The organism is Achromobacter spanius (assembly GCF_029637605.1).
GTDB classification, from domain to species: Bacteria; Pseudomonadota; Gammaproteobacteria; order Burkholderiales; family Burkholderiaceae_B; genus Achromobacter; species Achromobacter spanius_E.
On record NZ_CP121261.1, the window covers coordinates 5,267,554 to 5,284,502 of the forward strand.

General features: G+C 64.8%; 13 protein-coding genes. All 13 read left to right on the top strand.

Annotated features, from left to right (window positions below):
- The first annotated feature begins 6 nt into the window (after window positions 1-6).
- The 13 genes from rsmH (at window position 7) to ftsZ (ending at window position 16,719) form a co-directional block, all read left to right on the top strand.
- Window positions 7-1,104 carry a 16S rRNA (cytosine(1402)-N(4))-methyltransferase RsmH gene (gene rsmH, locus P8T11_RS23525; protein WP_268079781.1) on the top strand — a complete coding sequence of 366 codons (1,098 nt, stop codon included), beginning with the start codon at window positions 7-9 and terminating at the stop codon, window positions 1,102-1,104.
- The gene (gene ftsL / locus P8T11_RS23530) at window positions 1,104-1,391 is read left to right on the top strand and encodes a cell division protein FtsL (protein ID WP_268079780.1); all 288 of its coding nucleotides are present in this window, start codon (window positions 1,104-1,106) and stop codon (window positions 1,389-1,391) included. Before rsmH ends, ftsL begins: the two co-directional genes overlap by 1 nt.
- Window positions 1,388-3,118 (top strand): peptidoglycan D,D-transpeptidase FtsI family protein, encoded by a 1,731-nt coding sequence (locus tag P8T11_RS23535; RefSeq protein WP_268079779.1) that lies wholly within the window; start codon window positions 1,388-1,390, stop codon window positions 3,116-3,118. The genes ftsL and P8T11_RS23535 overlap by 4 nt, the downstream gene beginning before the upstream one ends.
- Window positions 3,115-5,973 (top strand): bifunctional UDP-N-acetylmuramoyl-L-alanyl-D-glutamate--2,6-diaminopimelate ligase MurE/UDP-N-acetylmuramoyl-tripeptide--D-alanyl-D-alanine ligase MurF, encoded by a 2,859-nt coding sequence (gene murF, locus P8T11_RS23540; RefSeq protein ID WP_268079778.1) that lies wholly within the window; start codon window positions 3,115-3,117, stop codon window positions 5,971-5,973. Before P8T11_RS23535 ends, murF begins: the two co-directional genes overlap by 4 nt.
- Entirely contained in the window at window positions 5,963-7,132 is a 1,170-nt protein-coding gene (mraY, locus tag P8T11_RS23545) for a phospho-N-acetylmuramoyl-pentapeptide-transferase (protein ID WP_268079777.1), read from the top strand. The genes murF and mraY overlap by 11 nt, the downstream gene beginning before the upstream one ends.
- Window positions 7,129-8,661 (top strand): UDP-N-acetylmuramoyl-L-alanine--D-glutamate ligase, encoded by a 1,533-nt coding sequence (gene murD, locus P8T11_RS23550; protein WP_268079776.1) that lies wholly within the window; start codon window positions 7,129-7,131, stop codon window positions 8,659-8,661. Before mraY ends, murD begins: the two co-directional genes overlap by 4 nt.
- Entirely contained in the window at window positions 8,658-9,851 is a 1,194-nt protein-coding gene (ftsW, locus tag P8T11_RS23555) for a putative lipid II flippase FtsW (RefSeq protein WP_268079775.1), read from the top strand. The genes murD and ftsW overlap by 4 nt, the downstream gene beginning before the upstream one ends.
- A complete protein-coding gene (gene murG / locus P8T11_RS23560) occupies window positions 9,848-10,924 on the top strand; it encodes an undecaprenyldiphospho-muramoylpentapeptide beta-N-acetylglucosaminyltransferase (protein ID WP_268079774.1) in 1,077 nt (358 codons plus the stop codon). Before ftsW ends, murG begins: the two co-directional genes overlap by 4 nt.
- Window positions 10,921-12,327, top strand: coding sequence for a UDP-N-acetylmuramate--L-alanine ligase (gene murC, locus P8T11_RS23565; RefSeq protein WP_268079773.1), 1,407 nt, complete (start codon window positions 10,921-10,923; stop codon window positions 12,325-12,327). Before murG ends, murC begins: the two co-directional genes overlap by 4 nt.
- Window positions 12,324-13,274, top strand: a complete 951-nt coding sequence (locus P8T11_RS23570; protein WP_268079772.1) for a D-alanine--D-alanine ligase — start codon at window positions 12,324-12,326, stop codon at window positions 13,272-13,274. Before murC ends, P8T11_RS23570 begins: the two co-directional genes overlap by 4 nt.
- Before the next feature lie 12 nt (window positions 13,275-13,286).
- Window positions 13,287-14,111, top strand: a complete 825-nt coding sequence (locus P8T11_RS23575) for a cell division protein FtsQ/DivIB (RefSeq protein WP_268079771.1) — start codon at window positions 13,287-13,289, stop codon at window positions 14,109-14,111.
- A gap of 4 nt (window positions 14,112-14,115) precedes the next feature.
- On the top strand, window positions 14,116-15,342 hold the full coding sequence (gene ftsA / locus P8T11_RS23580; RefSeq protein ID WP_006217473.1) for a cell division protein FtsA: 1,227 nt from the start codon (window positions 14,116-14,118) through the stop codon (window positions 15,340-15,342).
- Window positions 15,343-15,534: 192 nt separating this feature from the next.
- Complete coding sequence (gene ftsZ / locus P8T11_RS23585; RefSeq protein WP_268079770.1) at window positions 15,535-16,719, top strand: cell division protein FtsZ; 1,185 nt, start codon at window positions 15,535-15,537, stop codon at window positions 16,717-16,719.
- The last annotated feature ends 230 nt before the right edge of the window (window positions 16,720-16,949 follow it).

Sequence of the window (16,949 nt, forward strand, 5' to 3'; positions counted from 1 at the left end):
AATTTTATGGAATTCGAACATCGGCCCGTTCTGCTGGAGCCGACGGTGGACGCACTATTGCTGCCTGACTTTGGTGGCAAAGGTGCGGCACGGTCGCCCTCCCAGACCGAGCCGGATACGGCTACGCGGGCGGAACGCGGTGTGTTTGTCGACGGCACCTTCGGTCGCGGCGGGCATAGCCGCGAACTGCTAGGACGCTTGGGCAAGTCTGCTCGGCTGGTCGTGTTCGACAAGGACCCCGAGGCGATCGCGGTAGCCAATGCGTTGGCGGCGGCGGACCCGCGGGTCACGGTAGTACATGGTGGCTTTGCCACCATGGCGGAAGAATTGCAGCAGCTTGGCATCGACAAGGTCGATGGCGTGATGCTGGATCTGGGCGTTTCGTCGCCTCAGATCGACGACGCCGAGCGCGGCTTTTCGTTCATGCGAGACGGCCCGCTCGATATGCGGATGGACACCACTCGTGGTCCCACGGTGGCGGATTGGCTGGCGCAAGCCAGTGTGGATGAGATGCGGGAGGTCATAGCGGATTATGGCGAAGAACGGTTTGCTTTTCAGGTTGCAAAGGCGATTGCTGCTCGCCGCGCAACACGGCCGCTGTGCACCACGCTCGAGCTTGCCGAGTGCGTCGCCAGCGCCGTCCGCACGCGCGAAAAGGGGCAGCATCCGGCCACACGCACCTTTCAAGCTTTACGGATTTACATCAATCGGGAACTCGAAGAGCTCGCGCGCACCCTCGCGGCAGCTCTAGACCTGCTTGCCCCGGGAGGGAGGTTGGCGGTGATCAGCTTTCATTCGCTTGAAGACCGCATGGTCAAGCAGTGCATCGTGGCGGCGGCCAGGCCGGCCGCCGCGCATGCACGCCTGCCCCTGCGCGAAAGCGAAATGCCCCAACCCGTCCTGCGGTCGCTGGGCCGCGTTCTGGCCGAAGATGATGAAGTCTCGGCCAATGCGCGTGCCCGGTCCGCCGTCTTGCGCGTCGCCGAACGTACGCACACGCCGCTGCCCCCCGAGGGCGGCTTCGCATTTGTGAAGATAGGCTCGCTGCCCGGCAGCGATCTGGCTCCGCCGCCTCGTCGCGGTGGCAAAGGGGGGCGTCGCTGATGGGGCGTGTCAACCTGATCGTTGCGGCTTTGCTGATGCTGTCGGCCATTTCCCTGGTCACCAGCCGGTATCAGTCGCGCCTGCTCTTTGTTGAGCTGGGAAGCGATCAGGCGCAGGCACGCGACCTGGAAACCAATTGGCGCCGGCTTCAATTGGAGCGCGCCGAACTCGCCCGCAATGCGCGGGTGGACGCCATTGCCCGCGACGGCCTGAAGATGATTTCCATCGTTCCGGACCGCACTTTGTATGTGAATCAAGCGCCCGCCGCTGCCGGAGGCGGGCAATGAAGCGCGTTCCTTTCTTCGATAACCCCGTGTTGCGCGGGCAGTTGCCCACATGGCGCGCGCGCCTGGTGCTGATTCTGCTGTTTGGCGGATTCGCGGTGTTGGCGGGGCGTGCTCTGTTCCTGCAGGGCTTGTCGACGGAGTTCCTGCAACAGCAGGGTGAACGTCGTTATGAACGCACATTGACCCTTGCCGCCACGCGCGGCAAGATCCTTGACCGCAATGGCGCCGTGCTGGCATCAAGCGTGCCCGCGCGAGCCATCTGGGCCATTCCCGAAGACACCAAGCAAGGCACGCCAGCGCAGATGGATGCCCTGGCGAAGCTGCTGGACACGCCCGTGGCCGATTTGCGCCGCCGCCTGGTGGACGAAGACAAGAACTTCGTCTACTTGAAGCGCCAGGTCTCGATGGACGTGGCTGACAAGATCAAGCAATTGAACGTGCCCGGCGTGCACCAGCAGCCTGAAACCCGCCGCTACTATCCGGATGGCGACGTGATGGCCCATGTGGTCGGCTTCAACAACGTTGAAGACCAGGGCCAGGAAGGCGTCGAACTCACGTTCAACCAGCAGTTGCAAGGCCGCCCGGGCAGCCGTCGCGTCATCAAGGACCGATTGGGACGTGTGATTGAAGATGTGCAGGCCGTGACCCTGCCGGTGGACGGCCGGGACCTGCGTCTGTCCATTGATACCCGCTTGCAGTACCTGGTGTTCAAGGAGTTGAAGGACGCCATGGACAAGCACCAGGCCAAGGGCGCGACCGCTGTGATCGTGGACGTGCATACGGGCGAAATCCTGGCGTTGGCGAGCGTGCCGACCTTCGATCCGAACAATCGCGAAACCTTCCACGGCGCAAAACTGCGCAACCAGGCCATCACCGACACCTTCGAGCCGGGCTCGATCATGAAGCCGTTCACGGCTGCTCTGGCCTTGGACCTGGGCCGCATCACCACATCCACGCTGTTCGAAACCGGCAATGGCCGCTTCCACTACCAAGGCAGCACGATCAGCGACGTCAGCCGCAATGGCACCCTGGATGTGGCGGGCGTGTTGCGCAAGTCCAGCAACATTGGCATGACGATGATTTCCGAGAAGCTGGAATCCCGTGAAATGTGGGACCGCTTCACTGAATTGGGCCTGGGGCAGGCGCCTCAGGTGGGATTCCCCGGCGCCGCGCCGGGCCGTCTGCGTCCGTGGGACCGCTGGCGCCTGATCGAAAAAGCGACGATGGCCTACGGTTACGGCCTGTCTGTGTCGCTGTTGCAAGTGGCGCGCGCCTATACCGTTTTCGCTCGTGACGGCGACATGGTGTCGCTGACGCTGGTCAAGCGTGACAGCGATCCCACCAGCGTCAAGATCTACACACCGAAAACCACCGCGATGGTACGCGCCATGCTGGAAGCGGCCGCCGGCCCCGAAGGTACGAAGGCCGCCCAGGTGCAGGGCTATCGCGTGGCAGGCAAGAGCGGCACCGCGCGCAAGATTGTTGACGGCAAGTACAGCATGCAACGCTACCGGAGCTCATACGTGGGCTTCGCTCCGGTGTCGGACCCGAAGATCGTCGTGGCCGTGTCCATCGACGAACCGACCGTTGGCGGCTACTACGGCGGCGCCATTGCCGCGCCCGTGTTCTCCCACATCGTCGGGGGAAGCCTGAGACTGATGGGGGTGCGGCCGGACGCGCCTTTCGAATCCACGATTGTTGCTGGTATCAAGGAGCCAGGCAGATGAGCGCCAAAGGCTCCCTCTTTCCCCCTGTCGCCACGGTTGCCGAAACCGTGGCGTGGCTACATGCCCACGTCTCATTGACGGCGCACCTCAAGCTGGACTCGCGCGATATCGAGCCGGGCGACGTGTTCGTTGCCTGCCCCGGCCTGTCCAGCGACGGACGTCTCTATATAGATAAGGCCTTGGCGTTGGGCGCCAGCGCCGTCCTGTTCGAAGCGCCTGCCAGCGACGCCATGCTGGCCGCCGCGGCCGACACGCCGATGCTGCCGGTAAACGGCTTGCGCACGCTGTTGGGCGAGCTGGCCGACACTTGGTACGGCCGCCCTTCCGCCGCGCTGGCGGTGGTGGCGGTAACGGGAACCAACGGCAAGACCTCGTCGGTGCAATGGATCGCGCATGCGTTAAGCCGCAACGACAAACCTTGCGGCACCATCGGCACCTTGGGCGCCGTGCTGCCCGACGGCAGCACGTTGGGCGGTGACCTGACCACGCCCGATGTGCTGACCGTGCACCGCACGCTGGCCGCGATGCGCGACGCCGGGGCGCAGGCCGTTGCGATGGAAGCCTCGTCGATCGGTATCGAACAAGGTCGGTTGGATGGCGTGCGCGTGGCCTTGGCTGCCTTTACAAACCTGACCCGCGACCATCTTGACTATCACGGCACGATGGAACAATACGAGGCCGCCAAGGCGCGCCTGTTCAAGTGGCCGGGCCTGACCGCCGCCGTCGTCAATGCCGACGACGAAGCCGGCCGCCGCCTGATTGCAGGCCTGCCCGCGGGCATGGCCGCCATGGGCTACAGCCTGAGCGATTCGCCCGAGATTCCCGCCGCGATGCGTGCGCGAGACCTCCAGGCTACCGCGCAGGGCCAGATTTTTACGCTGGTGTCCCCGCACGGAGAGGCCCAGATCGTGACGCGCCTGCTGGGGGCGCATAACGTGTCGAACCTGTTGCTGGTGGCAGGCGTCCTGTACAAGCTGGGCCTGCCGTTCGCGCAGATTGCGCGTGAGCTGGCCGCCACGAATCCGGTTGATGGCCGTCTGCAAACGGTGGAAACCGTGCCCGTATCCACCCAGGTTTCCGCTGGCCGCGGAACGTTGGTGGTGGTGGATTACGCCCACACGCCGGATGCGTTGTCGCGCGCGCTGACCGCGTTGCGCGCGGTGGCGGTTGCGCGATCGGGCCGCTTGATCTGCCTGTTCGGGTGCGGCGGTGAACGCGACCCCGGCAAGCGTCCTGAGATGGGCCGCATCGCTGCGGAATTGGCTGATCACGTCGTGGTGTCTAGCGACAACCCGCGTACCGAATCGCCCGAGGCGATTGTCGAACAGATCCTGGCCGGCATCCCCGAAGCGGCGCATGCCGACGTTCAAGTCGACCGCGCGCGCGCCATCATGCAGACCATCTGGTCTGCGTCGCCTGAAGACGTGGTGCTGCTGGCGGGCAAGGGGCACGAAACTTATCAGGACATCGCGGGTGAAAAGCTGCCCTTTGATGACCGCGAGTGGGCGCGCCTGGCGCTGCTGCTGCCGCAGGTCAAAGGCGTGTCGACGGACACGCGGCGCATAGGCGCTGGCGAACTGTTCGTGGCGCTGGTCGGTGAAAACTTCGACGCGCACAACTATCTGGACCAGGCCGAAGGCCGTGGCGCATGCGCGGCGGTAGTGGCGCATGCCGTGCCTGATGCCAGGCTGCCGCAACTGGTGCTGGGCGACACCCGCATTGCGCTGATGCGCATCGGTGCGGCGTGGCGCGCGCAGTTCACGTTGCCCGTGGTGGCGGTGACCGGCAGCAACGGCAAGACCACCACCAAGGAAATGATCTCGGCCATGCTGGCCGAATGGCAGGGCGAGCCGGGCCGTTTGGCCACCGCCGGCAATTTGAACAATGACATCGGCGTGCCGCTGACCCTGCTGCGTTTGCGCGCCGAACACCGCGCCGCGGTGTTCGAGCTGGGCATGAATCATCCGGGCGAAATCGCCCAGTTGGCCGCCATGGCGGCACCCACGGTTGCGCTGGTGACCAACGCGCAACGCGAGCACCAGGAATTCATGCACACCGTGGAAGCGGTGGCGCACGAGAACGGCGCAGCCATCGCGGCGCTGCCGGACGACGGCGTTGCCGTCTACCCCGGCGACGAGCCTTATTCAGAAATCTGGGACGCGTTGGCCGAGCCGCGCCGCGTGCTGCGCTTTGGTTTGCAGCCGGGGTTGGACGTCTACGCCGAGCACATTCTGGCCGACGTCGGCTCAACCCGCTGCCGCGTCGTGACGCCGGTGGGTGTGGCGGATCTGATTCTGCCGGTGCCCGGCCTGCACAACCTGCGCAACGCGCTTGCCGCCATCGCCAGCGCCATCGCCGCGGGCGTGCCGCTGGACAGCGCCGTACGCGCGCTGGCTGGCTTTGCCCCCGTCGCGGGACGCATGCAGCACAAGCAAATGAGCGACGGAACGCTGCTCATCGACGACACCTACAATGCCAACCCCGATTCGGTTCGCGTTGCCATCGACGTGCTGGCGCGTATTGGCGGCACACGTGTCCTGGTGTTGGGCGACATGGGCGAGATCGGGGACAACGGCCCCGCCTTGCATGCCGAGGCGGGCAACTATGCGCGCGAGCAAGGGCTTGACGCGCTAATCACGCTAGGCGAAGCCAGCCGGGCGGCCGCGGCCGCTTACGGTCCTGGCGCGCACGCCTGCGCATCGGTAGACGAAGTGGTGGCCGCCTTGCGCGGCTTGCGCCCGTCCAGCGTATTGATAAAGGGATCGCGCTTTATGCGCATGGAGCGGGTAGTGAAGGCTTTTTCCACGAACGACGAACAGGCTGCCAAGGCGCAGGGAGAGCAGCATGCTGCTTGAACTGGCCCGTCTGCTTTCCGATGATGTGCGCGCCCTGGGCGTGTTCGAATACATCACCTTGCGCGCCGTGCTGGCGTGCGCGACGGCGTTGCTGATCGGCCTGGTGGCGGGTCCGCGTGTGATTCGCAAGTTGACCGAAATGAAGATCGGCCAGGCCGTGCGCGCCTATGGCCCGGAAACGCATCTGGTCAAGACCGGTACCCCCACGATGGGCGGCGTGTTGATCCTGATTTCCATCGCCATCAGCACCTTGCTGTGGGCTGACTGGACCAACCGCTTCGTGTGGGTGGTGCTGCTGGTGACGTTCGGCTTCGGTTGGATCGGCTGGATGGACGATTACCGCAAGGTGGTCTATCGCGACCCCGAAGGCATGCCGGCGCGGCAGAAATTCTTCTGGCAAGCCACCATCGGCATCGTGGCCGCGGTGTACCTGGCGTTTGCCGTGTCGGCCCCCGCCAACACCGACCTTTGGCCGCTGTTCAAGGCCTGGGTGGGAAGCGGCTTCACGATGTCGTTGCCGACGCGTGCCGACCTGATCGTGCCGTTCTTCAAGTCGGTGAGCTATCCGCTGGGCGTGCTGGGATTCGTGGCGCTGACGTGGGCAGTCATTGTCGGCACCAGCAATGCCGTGAACCTGACCGATGGCCTGGACGGCCTGGCCATCATGCCCACCGTGATGGTAGGCAGCGCGTTGGGCATCTTCGCCTACGTGGTCGGTCGCGTGGACTATTCGAAGTACCTGTTGTTTCCGTATATTCCCGGCGCGTCCGAACTCATGGTGCTGTGCGCGGCGATAGGGGGCGCGGGACTCGCGTTTTTATGGTTCAACGCGTATCCGGCCCAGGTGTTCATGGGCGACGTGGGCGCGCTTGCGCTGGGCGGCGCGCTGGGCACTATCGCCGTCATCGTGCGCCAGGAAATCGTGCTGTTCATCATGGGCGGTGTGTTCGTGGTGGAGACGCTCTCGGTGATGATCCAGGTGACGTGGTTCAAGTACACCAAGCGACGTTATGGAACAGGTAGACGCATATTCCGCATGGCCCCGTTGCATCATCACTTTGAAGTGGGCGGCTGGAAGGAAACCCAGGTGGTCGTGCGTTTCTGGATCATCAGCATGATGCTGGTGCTGATTGGCCTCTCAACCCTGAAGTTGCGATGAATACGATGGAAACCTCCCGCGCTGACGCGCCGCTCGTCCTGATCCTCGGATTAGGCGAGACGGGTGTCGCCGCCGCACGCTGGTGCGCCCGCCTGGGCGCCCGCTTGCGCGTGGCCGACACGCGCGCCGAACCGGGTGGTCTGGCCGCGCTGCGCGACGCGCTGGCGCAAAACGAAGTCGAATATCGTCTGGGCTGCGATGCGTCGTTCGACGCGGCGCTGCTTGATGGCGTGACGCAAGTGGTGCTGAGCCCGGGCCTGGCGCCCACGCAAGCGCCAGCCGCCGACTTGCTGCGCGAGGCCGAGGCCCGTGGCATTGAAGTGGTGGGCGAGATCGAATTGTTTGCCCGCGCGCTGGCCGATCTGTCCGAAACGCGCGAATACCGTCCGCGCCTGCTGACGGTGACGGGCACCAATGGCAAGACGACCGTTACCGCGTTGACGCGTGACCTCATCGACGCCAGCGGCCTGTCGGTCGTGGCGGCCGGCAACATCAGCCCGGCTGCGTTGACGGCGCTGATGGACGCGCTGGACAACGACGCGCTGCCGCAAGTGTGGGTGCTGGAACTGTCCAGCTTCCAACTGGAAACGACGCGCTCGTTGATGGCTGACGCTGCCATCGTGCTGAACGTGACGCAAGACCATCTGGACTGGCATGGTGGCATGGACGCCTATGCGGCGGCCAAGGCGCGCATCTTGACGATGGCGCGCATCGCCATCGTCAACCGCGACGACCCGCTTACCCTCGCCATGGTCAAGACCGTGAACGCCTTGAATGTGCGCAGCTTCGGCCGCGACATGCCCGAACTGGTTGGCGACATGGGGCTGGAACTGGGGCAGGGCGTGGCCTGGTTGGTCGCGTGCGAACCCATCGATTTCGACGAACCCGCGCCGCCCACGCGCCGCAAGAAAGATGCGCCCGAACCCGTGCGCGCCAACGGCCGCATGAGCCGCCTGATGCCCGTGGACGCGTTGCGCATCCGTGGCATCCATAACGCCCTGAACGCCTTGGCCGCCTTGCAGTTGGCGCGGTGCCTGGACCTGGGCTGGGGCGCCATGTTGCGCACGCTGCGCGAATACGCTGGCGAGCCGCACCGCGCGGCGTTTGTGCGCCAGATTGGCGGTGTCGACTACATCAATGACAGCAAGGGCACCAATGTGGGCGCCACGGTGGCCGCGCTGGAAGGCCTGGGCCAGCCCGTGGTGCTGATCGCGGGCGGACAGGGCAAGGGCCAGGATTTCTCGCCACTGCTTCCCGTGGTGTCGCGCCATGCGCGCGCCGTCATGCTGATCGGCGTGGATGCGCCCGAGATTGCGCGCGTGCTGGCGCCCACCGGCGTCAACTGCATCACCGTTGATTCGCTGCATGCCGCCGTGCGCGGCGCGGCCGACCTGGCGCAACCCGGCGACGCCGTGCTGTTGTCGCCCGCCTGCGCCAGCCTGGACATGTTCCGCAACTATCCGCATCGTGGCCAAGTGTTCGTGGAAGAAGTCGAAGACCTGGCCCGCGACCGGGGAGAAGTGGCATGAGCCTGATCGCCGATCTCACCGCCAGCGTCAATGCCGTACGGCCCGGCCGTACCAAGATGCGCAACTTCGATCTGCCGCTGGTCATCGCGGCATCGACGCTGTTGCTGCTGGGCTTGCTGATGGTGTATTCGGCGTCGATCGCGTTGGCCGATGGTCCGCGCTACGCCTCCTACGGGCGCTATTACTTCGTGATCCGCCATGGCCTGTTCGTCAGCACCGGCCTGCTGGCGGGCGCGGTGGTGCTGGCCATTCCCATCCGCGTCTGGCAGCGCATGGCGGTGCCGCTATTCGTGCTGGCGATTGTCTTGCTGGTGGCGGTCTTGATTCCCGGCATCGGCCGCGAAGTCAACGGCGCGCATCGCTGGATTCCGCTGGGTCCGCTGAACTTCCAACCTTCCGAATTGATGAAGCTGGCGGCCTTGCTCTACGCCGCCGATTACACGGTGCGCAAGCAGGAACACATGCAAGCGTTTGCCCGCGGCTTTCTGCCGATGGCGGTCGCGCTGGCCGGTGTGGGAATGCTGCTGCTGTTGGAACCCGACCTGGGCGCCTTCATGGTGATTGTCGCCATCGCCATCGGCATCCTGTTTCTGGGCGGCATCAACGGCAAATACTTCAGCAGCCTGCTGGGCGTGCTGGTAGGCACTTTCCTGACGCTGATCTGGCTGTCTCCCTGGCGCCGGGCGCGCCTGTTCGCGTACCTGGACCCCTGGAACGAAGACAATGCCTACGGCAGCGCCTATCAGTTGTCGCATTCGCTGATTGCGCTGGGCCGGGGCGAATGGCTGGGCGTGGGCCTGGGGGCCAGTGTCGAGAAACTGCATTACCTGCCCGAAGCGCACACCGACTTCCTGATGGCGGTAGTGGGTGAAGAGCTGGGTTTTGCCGGCGTCATGCTGGTGATTACGCTGTTTGCCATCATCATTTATCGCGGTTTTGATATCGGTCGCCAGGCTATCGCCATGGAACGCACGTTCGCGGGCCTGGTGGCGCATGGCGTGGCCATGTGGTTTGGCGTGCAATCGTTCATCAACATGGGCGTGTGCCTGGGCCTGTTGCCAACGAAGGGTTTGACCCTGCCGCTGATGAGCTATGGCGGATCAGGCGTGGTGATGAACCTGTGCGCGCTGGCCATGCTGATCCGGGTAGACGTCGAAAACCGCGTGATGATGCGTGGGGGGCGGGTATGACCGTGGCCCGCACCATCCTGATCATGGCCGGCGGCACCGGCGGGCACATCATGCCGGGCCTGGCCGTGGCTGACGTGCTGCGCGAGCGCGGCTGGCGCGTGCTGTGGCTGGGCAACCCGGACAAGATGGAAGGCAAGCTTGTGCCACCGCGCGGTATCGAACTTGTGCCGCTGCGCTTCCAGGGCGTGCGCGGCAAGGGTGTGTCCGCGCTGCTGAAGCTGCCTTTCCTGCTGCTGCGCGCGTTTGCACAAGCGTGGTCGCGTCTGGCCGATGTGCGTCCGGACGTGGTGTTGGGCATGGGCGGCTACGTTGCCTTTCCCGGGGGCGTGATCGCGGCCCTGCGCGGCACGCCGCTGGTGGTGCACGAACAGAATGCCGTGGCCGGCACCGCGAACAAGTGTCTGGCCAAGATGTCGCGCCGCGTGCTCAGCGGCTTTCCAGGTGTGCTGCCCAAAGGCGAAGCCCTGGGTAACCCGGTGCGTGCCGATCTGTGCGCGCTACCTGATCCGGCTGAGCGCTACGCTGGCCGTTCCGGCCCGCTGCGACTGCTTATCGTGGGCGGCAGCCTGGGCGCGCAGGCGCTGAACATGGTTGTTCCGCAGGCGCTGGCCCGCCTGCCGCAAGACCGTCGCCCGCAGGTTGTTCATCAGTCCGGCGAACAACATCTGCCCGCGTTGCAACAAACCTACGCCCAGGCGGGCGTGCAGGCCGATTGCCGCGCGTTCATCGATGACATGGCGGGCGCCTTGGGCGATGCCGACCTGCTGATCTGCCGCGCGGGCGCCATGACGGTGTCTGAAGTGGCGGCAGCGGGCGTCGCCGCGCTGTTCGTGCCGTTGCCGCATGCCATTGATGACCACCAGACCGCCAACGCACGCTTCTTGAGCGACGCGCAGGCCGCTTGGTTGCAGCCGCAGGCCGCCATGACGCCCGAGTGGCTGGCGGACTGGCTGGGCCAGCGTACCCGACAAGAACTCGAGGCCGTCGCCGTCCGGGCCCGCGCGCATGCGCAGCCGGAAGCCGCGGTCCATATCGCCGATGTCTGCGAACAAGCAGCGGGGCGTTCATCATGAAACACAGAATTCAACATATCCATTTCGTAGGCATCGGCGGCTCTGGCATGAGCGGCATTGCCGAAGTGCTGCTCAACCTGGGCTACACGATCAGCGGTTCCGACCTGAACGAGTCGGCGGTCACGCGCCGCCTGGCCGGCCTGGGCGTGAAGATCGCCATTGGCCACGTGGCCAGCAACGTCACCGGCGCGGCCGCCATCGTCACGTCCACCGCGGTGGCGGGCGATAACCCCGAAGTGATCGCCGCGCGCGCCGCGCGTATCCCCGTGGTGCCGCGCGCCATCATGCTGGCGGAACTGATGCGCTTGAAGCGTGGCATCGCGGTCGCCGGCACACACGGCAAGACCACCACCACCAGCCTGGTGGCCAGCGTGCTTGCCGCTGGCGATCTGGACCCCACCTTCGTGATCGGCGGCCGCCTGAACTCTGCCGGCGCCAACGCGCGGCTGGGGCAGGGCGACTACATCGTGGTCGAGGCCGACGAGTCCGATGCGTCGTTCCTGAACCTGTTGCCGGTGATGGCCATCGTGACCAACATCGATGCCGATCACATGGATACCTACGGGCACGACGTGGCCCGCCTGAAAAGCGCCTTCATCGAGTTCACGCAGCGCCTGCCGTTCTATGGCAGCGCGGTGCTGTGCTCGGATGACGCCAACGTGCGCGAGATCATGCCCTTCGTGTCGCGCCCGATCACCACTTATGGCCTGAACGAAGAGGCGCAGGTGCGGGCCTATGAGGTCCAGCCGTCTGGTACGCGCATGCGCTTCAACGTGCAGCGCACGCACCTCGACACGTTGCTGCCGCCCTTGCAGGTGGAACTGAACTTGCCCGGCCTGCACAACGTGCGCAACGCGCTGGCCGCGATTGCCGTTGCCACCGAGCTGGGTGTATCCGACGATGCCATTTGCGATTCGCTGGCCGCCTTCAAGGGCGTGGGCCGCCGTTTCACGCAGACGGGCGACTTTCCGGTGCCGGCCAGCCATGGCGGTGGCACCTTCACGGTGATCGACGATTACGGCCATCACCCCGTGGAGATGGCCGCCACGCTGGCTGCCGCGCGCGGCGCCTGGCCCGATCGCCGTATCGTGCTGGCCTTCCAGCCGCACCGTTACACGCGGACGCGCGATTGCTTTGAAGATTTTGTGCGGGTGCTGGGCTCCGCCGACGCCGTGTTGCTGACCGAGGTCTACGCCGCGGGCGAGCCGCCGCTGGTGGCCGCCGATGGCCGCGCGCTGTCGCGCGCGCTGCGGGTAGCCGGCAAGGTTGAGCCGGTGTTTGTCGAAGACGTGGCTGAACTGCCGCAGGCCGTGGTCGACTTCGTGCGCAACGGCGACGTCGTCATCGTGATGGGAGCGGGTTCGATCAGCAAGGTCCCCGCCCAAGTAGGAGAGCTGGCATGAGCACGCAATTCGGCAAAGTGGGTGTGTTGTACGGCGGACGCTCCGCCGAGCGCGAGGTGTCGCTGATGTCCGGCAAGGGCGTGCAGCAGGCGCTGGCCAGCGCCGGCGTGGACGCGCACCTGTTCGATACGGGCGAACGCAGCCTGGCCGAATTGGCCGCGGAAGGCTACGACCGCGTCTTCATCGCGCTGCACGGCCGCTACGGCGAAGACGGCACGATCCAGGGCGCACTGGAACTGCTGGGCATTCCGTATACCGGCAGCGGCCCGATGGCGTCCGCGCTGGCCATGGACAAGACCATGACCAAGCGCGTATGGCTGCAGAACGGCCTGCCGACGCCCGAGTTCGAAGTGCTGGACGCCGACACGGAGCTGCGCCTGGTGCCCGACCGCCTGAGTCTGCCGCTGATCATCAAGCCGCCGCATGAAGGCTCGACCGTCGGCATCACCAAGGTTGTGGGTTATTCCGACATGAAGGAAGCCTATGCCGCGGCCGCGCGCTTTGACAGCGAAGTGCTGGCCGAGCAGTTCATCACCGGCCGCGAGCTGACCGTGGCGGTGCTGGGCTCGGGCAAGGGAGCGCGTGCGTTGCCCGTGATCGAAATAGCCGCGCCTGGTGGCAACTACGACTACGAACACAAATATTTTTCGGACGACACCGAGTATTTCTGCCCCGCAACGCTGCCGGACGGCGTTGCTGAAGAAGTGGCTGATATCGCCGTCAAGGCCTATCAGGCGCTGGGCTGCGAAGGCTGGGGTCGCGCCGACTTCATCCTCGACCGCGACAACCGGCCGTGGCTGCTTGAAATGAATACCTCGCCTGGCATGACCAGCCATTCGTTGGTGCCGATGGCCGCGAAGGCCGTGGGGATCAGCTATGCCGATCTGTGCGTGGCGATTTTGTCCGAAGCCTCGTGCAAAGTGCACAGCGCCTCGCGTAACGCTTGACCTGGATAATCCGTGTGGAACGACGCTCGCACTACCAACCTGATCGCCAACACGCTAGCCGTGCTGGCGGTTTGCGCCATGCTCATCGCGGGCGTGGTCTGGGTAGCGCAGCGCCCGTTCTTCACGTTGACGGCCATCGAGCTGGAATCGATGCCGGACACCGAATTGCACTACGTGTCGCCGCAGGCCGTGCGCTCGGCCATCGCGGGCCGCTTCAAGGGCAACTTCTTCACGGTGGACCTGGACGACGCACGCGAGATTTTCGAATCGGTGCCCTGGGTACGCCATGCCACCGTGCGCCGGATCTGGCCCAACGTGCTGCGCGTACGGATCGAGGAACAGCAGCCGCTGGCGTTGTGGAACGAGAACCAGATGATCAACACCTGGGGCGAAGCGTTCACGGCGAACACGGGCGAGGTGGACGACGAAACCGTGCTGCCGCAGTTCTCCGGTCCGGAAGGCACGGAGCCGCTGGTGGTTCAGCGCTACGCCGAGCTGGCGCGCTGGTTCGCGCCGCTGGACATGCATGTCAAACAGTTGGAACTGAGCCCGCGCTATGCCTGGCGGGTGGTGTTGTCCAACGGCATGCTGCTGGACCTGGGCCGCGATCCGGGCGCCGATGCACCGGACCCGCACGGCCTGCCCGGCGCTTTGCCGTTCGCGGCACGCATTCAACGCTTTGTGCAGGCGTGGCCCGTCGTGTCGGGGCGCCTGGAAGGGCGCACCATCACGCAGGCCGACCTGCGCTATCCGAATGGTTTCGCCCTGGCGCTGGCTCCGTTGGCCGCGTCGGAAACCAAATCCAAATCCACACCGAAACCTCCCAAGAAACGCTAACGCCATGACCCGTGACATCAAGGACCTTATCGTCGCCCTCGATATCGGCACCAGCAAGGTGGTGGCTGTGGTGGCTGAAATTTTGCCCGAAGGGCGATTCGAAGTGCTAGGCCTGGGCCAGCACGAATCGCGCGGCATGCGCAAGGGCGTGGTCGTCAATATCGAGACCACTGTGAATTCCATTCAGCGCGCGCTTGAAGAAGCCGAGCTGATGGCAGATTGCAAGATTCGCGACGTCTACACCGGCATTGCTGGCAGCCATATCCGCAGCTTCAATTCCAGCGGCATGGTCGCTGTGAAGGACAAAGAAGTCACCGCCACCGACGTTGCCCGCGTCATCGAGACCGCCAAGGCGGTGAACATCCCGACTGACCAGCAAGTGCTGCATGTGCTGACGCAGGAGTTCATCGTCGACGGCCAGGAAGACATCCGCGAGCCTATCGGCATGAGCGGCCTGCGCCTGGAAGTGCGCGTGCACATCGTGACGGGCGCGGTCAGCGCCGCGCAGAACATCGTCAAGTGCGTGCGCCGCTGCGGCCTGGAAGTGCAGGACCTGATCCTGCAACCGCTGGCCTCCAGCCTGGCCGTGCTGACGGCCGATGAAAAAGAACTGGGCGTGGTGCTGGTGGATATCGGCGGCGGCACCACCGACGTTGCCATCTTCACGGGCGGCGCGATCCGCCACACGGCGGTGCTGCCGATTGCCGGCGACCAGATCACCAACGACATCGCGGCCATGCTGCGCACGCCGACGCCGGACGCCGAAGAGATCAAGCTGCGCTACGGCGTGGCCAAGCAGGTGCTGGCCAGCCCGGACGAATCCGTGGAAGTGCCTGGCCTGGGCGATCGCGGTCCGCGCCAGGTCAAGCGCCAGGCGCTGGGCGCCGTGATCGAACCGCGTGTCGAAGAACTGTTCACGCTGGTGCAGCAGGTGGTGCGTGACTCCGGCTACGAAGACCTGCTGGCGTCAGGCGTGGTGCTGACCGGTGGTTCGGCGCAGTTGCCCGGCATGATCGAACTGGCCGAGGACGTGTTCCTCAAGCCGGTCCGCGTGGCGGTGCCTGAATACGAAGGAAGCTTGGCCGACGTGATGCGCAACCCGCGCTTCTCGACGGTGATGGGCTTGTTGCAGGAAGCTCGGATGCAGCGGGTGCGCGGCCGCAAGGTTGCCGCTCAGACAGGCAATTTCAAGAGCCTGCTAGCACGCATGAAGGAATGGTTCATGAATTAAAGAGGAAGGGGCAGGTTGGGGCCTGCTCCTTGGAACGCGTCGCGGCAGTATTGCGGGGCGGTCCAGAACGGGGAGGCGTCTCAAACCCGTGGCGGGCCATAGCAGTCGGCATCGGCTTTGAGGCGATTCACAAAATATAGGTTGTTGGGGAATTTTTGTGATTTGCAAAATCGGACTTGTGAGGGAGTCATCATGATGAACTTTGAGATGCTTGAGAACAACACCAAAGGGACCGTAATCAAGGTCGTTGGTGTGGGCGGTGCGGGCGGCAATGCCGTCGCGCACATGATTCGCAGCGGCGTGCACGGCGTGGATTTCATCTGCGCCAACACCGATGCGCAAGCGCTGGCGGCAACCAATGCCCCAGTGCAAATTCGTCTGGGCCGTACCGGCCTGGGGGCGGGCGCCAAGCCCGAGCAAGGACGTGCGTCGGCTGAAACCGCGCGCGAGGAGATCCGTGCTGCGCTGAATGGCGCTCACATGGTCTTCATCACCGCCGGCATGGGCGGTGGCACCGGCACCGGCGCGGGTCCGGTCGTGGCCGAAGTGGCGAAGGAACTGGGCATCCTGACCGTTGGCGTGGTCACCAAGCCTTTCACGTTTGAAGGCAACAAGCGCCTGAAAATGGCCGAGGACGGCATTGCCGAACTGGCCAAGCACGTGCATTCGCTCATCGTGGTGCTCAACGAGAACCTCTATGACCTGATGGACGAGGACGCGACGCAGGAAGACTGCTTCCGTTCGGCCGACGATATCCTGCACAACGCTTGCGCGGGCATCGCCGAAATCATCAACGTCGAAGGTAACGTCAACGTCGACTTCGAAGACGTCAAGACGATCATGGGCGAGCAGGGCCAGGCCATGATGGGCACGGCATCGGCATCGGGCGCAGACCGCGCGCGTGTCGCCGCCGAGCACGCCATTGCATGCCCTCTGCTGGAAGGCGTGGACTTGAACGGCGCGCGTGGCGTGCTGGTCAACATCACCGCCAGCCGCACGCTGAAGATGCGCGAAACGCGCGAAATCATGGAAACGATCCGCAGCTACGCTTCGGACGACGCGACCGTGATCTTCGGTACCGCCTACGACGAATCCATGGGTGAAAACCTGCGCGTGACCGTGGTTGCAACCGGCCTGGGCCGTGCGCAGTCGCGTCCGCAATTGGTGCAAAACACCGCTGAGGTGCTGCGCACCGGTACCGACAACATGCCCATGGGCACGATGCCGGCCGGTCAAGGCGGCGATTACCGCAATCTGGACATGCCGTCGGTCATGCGCAATCCGCGCAGCCAGGCGTCGGCTCAAGTGCGTGCTCTGGAAAGCTCGGGAATGGATCATTTCGACATCCCGGCGTTCTTGCGCAAGCAGGCAGATTGAACGAAGGAGCCGATCACAGGCTCTAATCGCACTCCCTCATCTCCGGCTCGCTTGTCCCCGCGGGCGAGCCGGAGGCGGAGCGGTCCGTGTTTCCCTTGCACGGTTCTTTTAAGGGACGGAAGTATCGGTCGGTCCGGGTCGCTTGATGGCGCCAAGGATCGGACAGCGTTACAATACGTCAGTTACGCCGGCAATCTGTACTCTTCGTGCCGGCTTCCTGGCTCTAATAC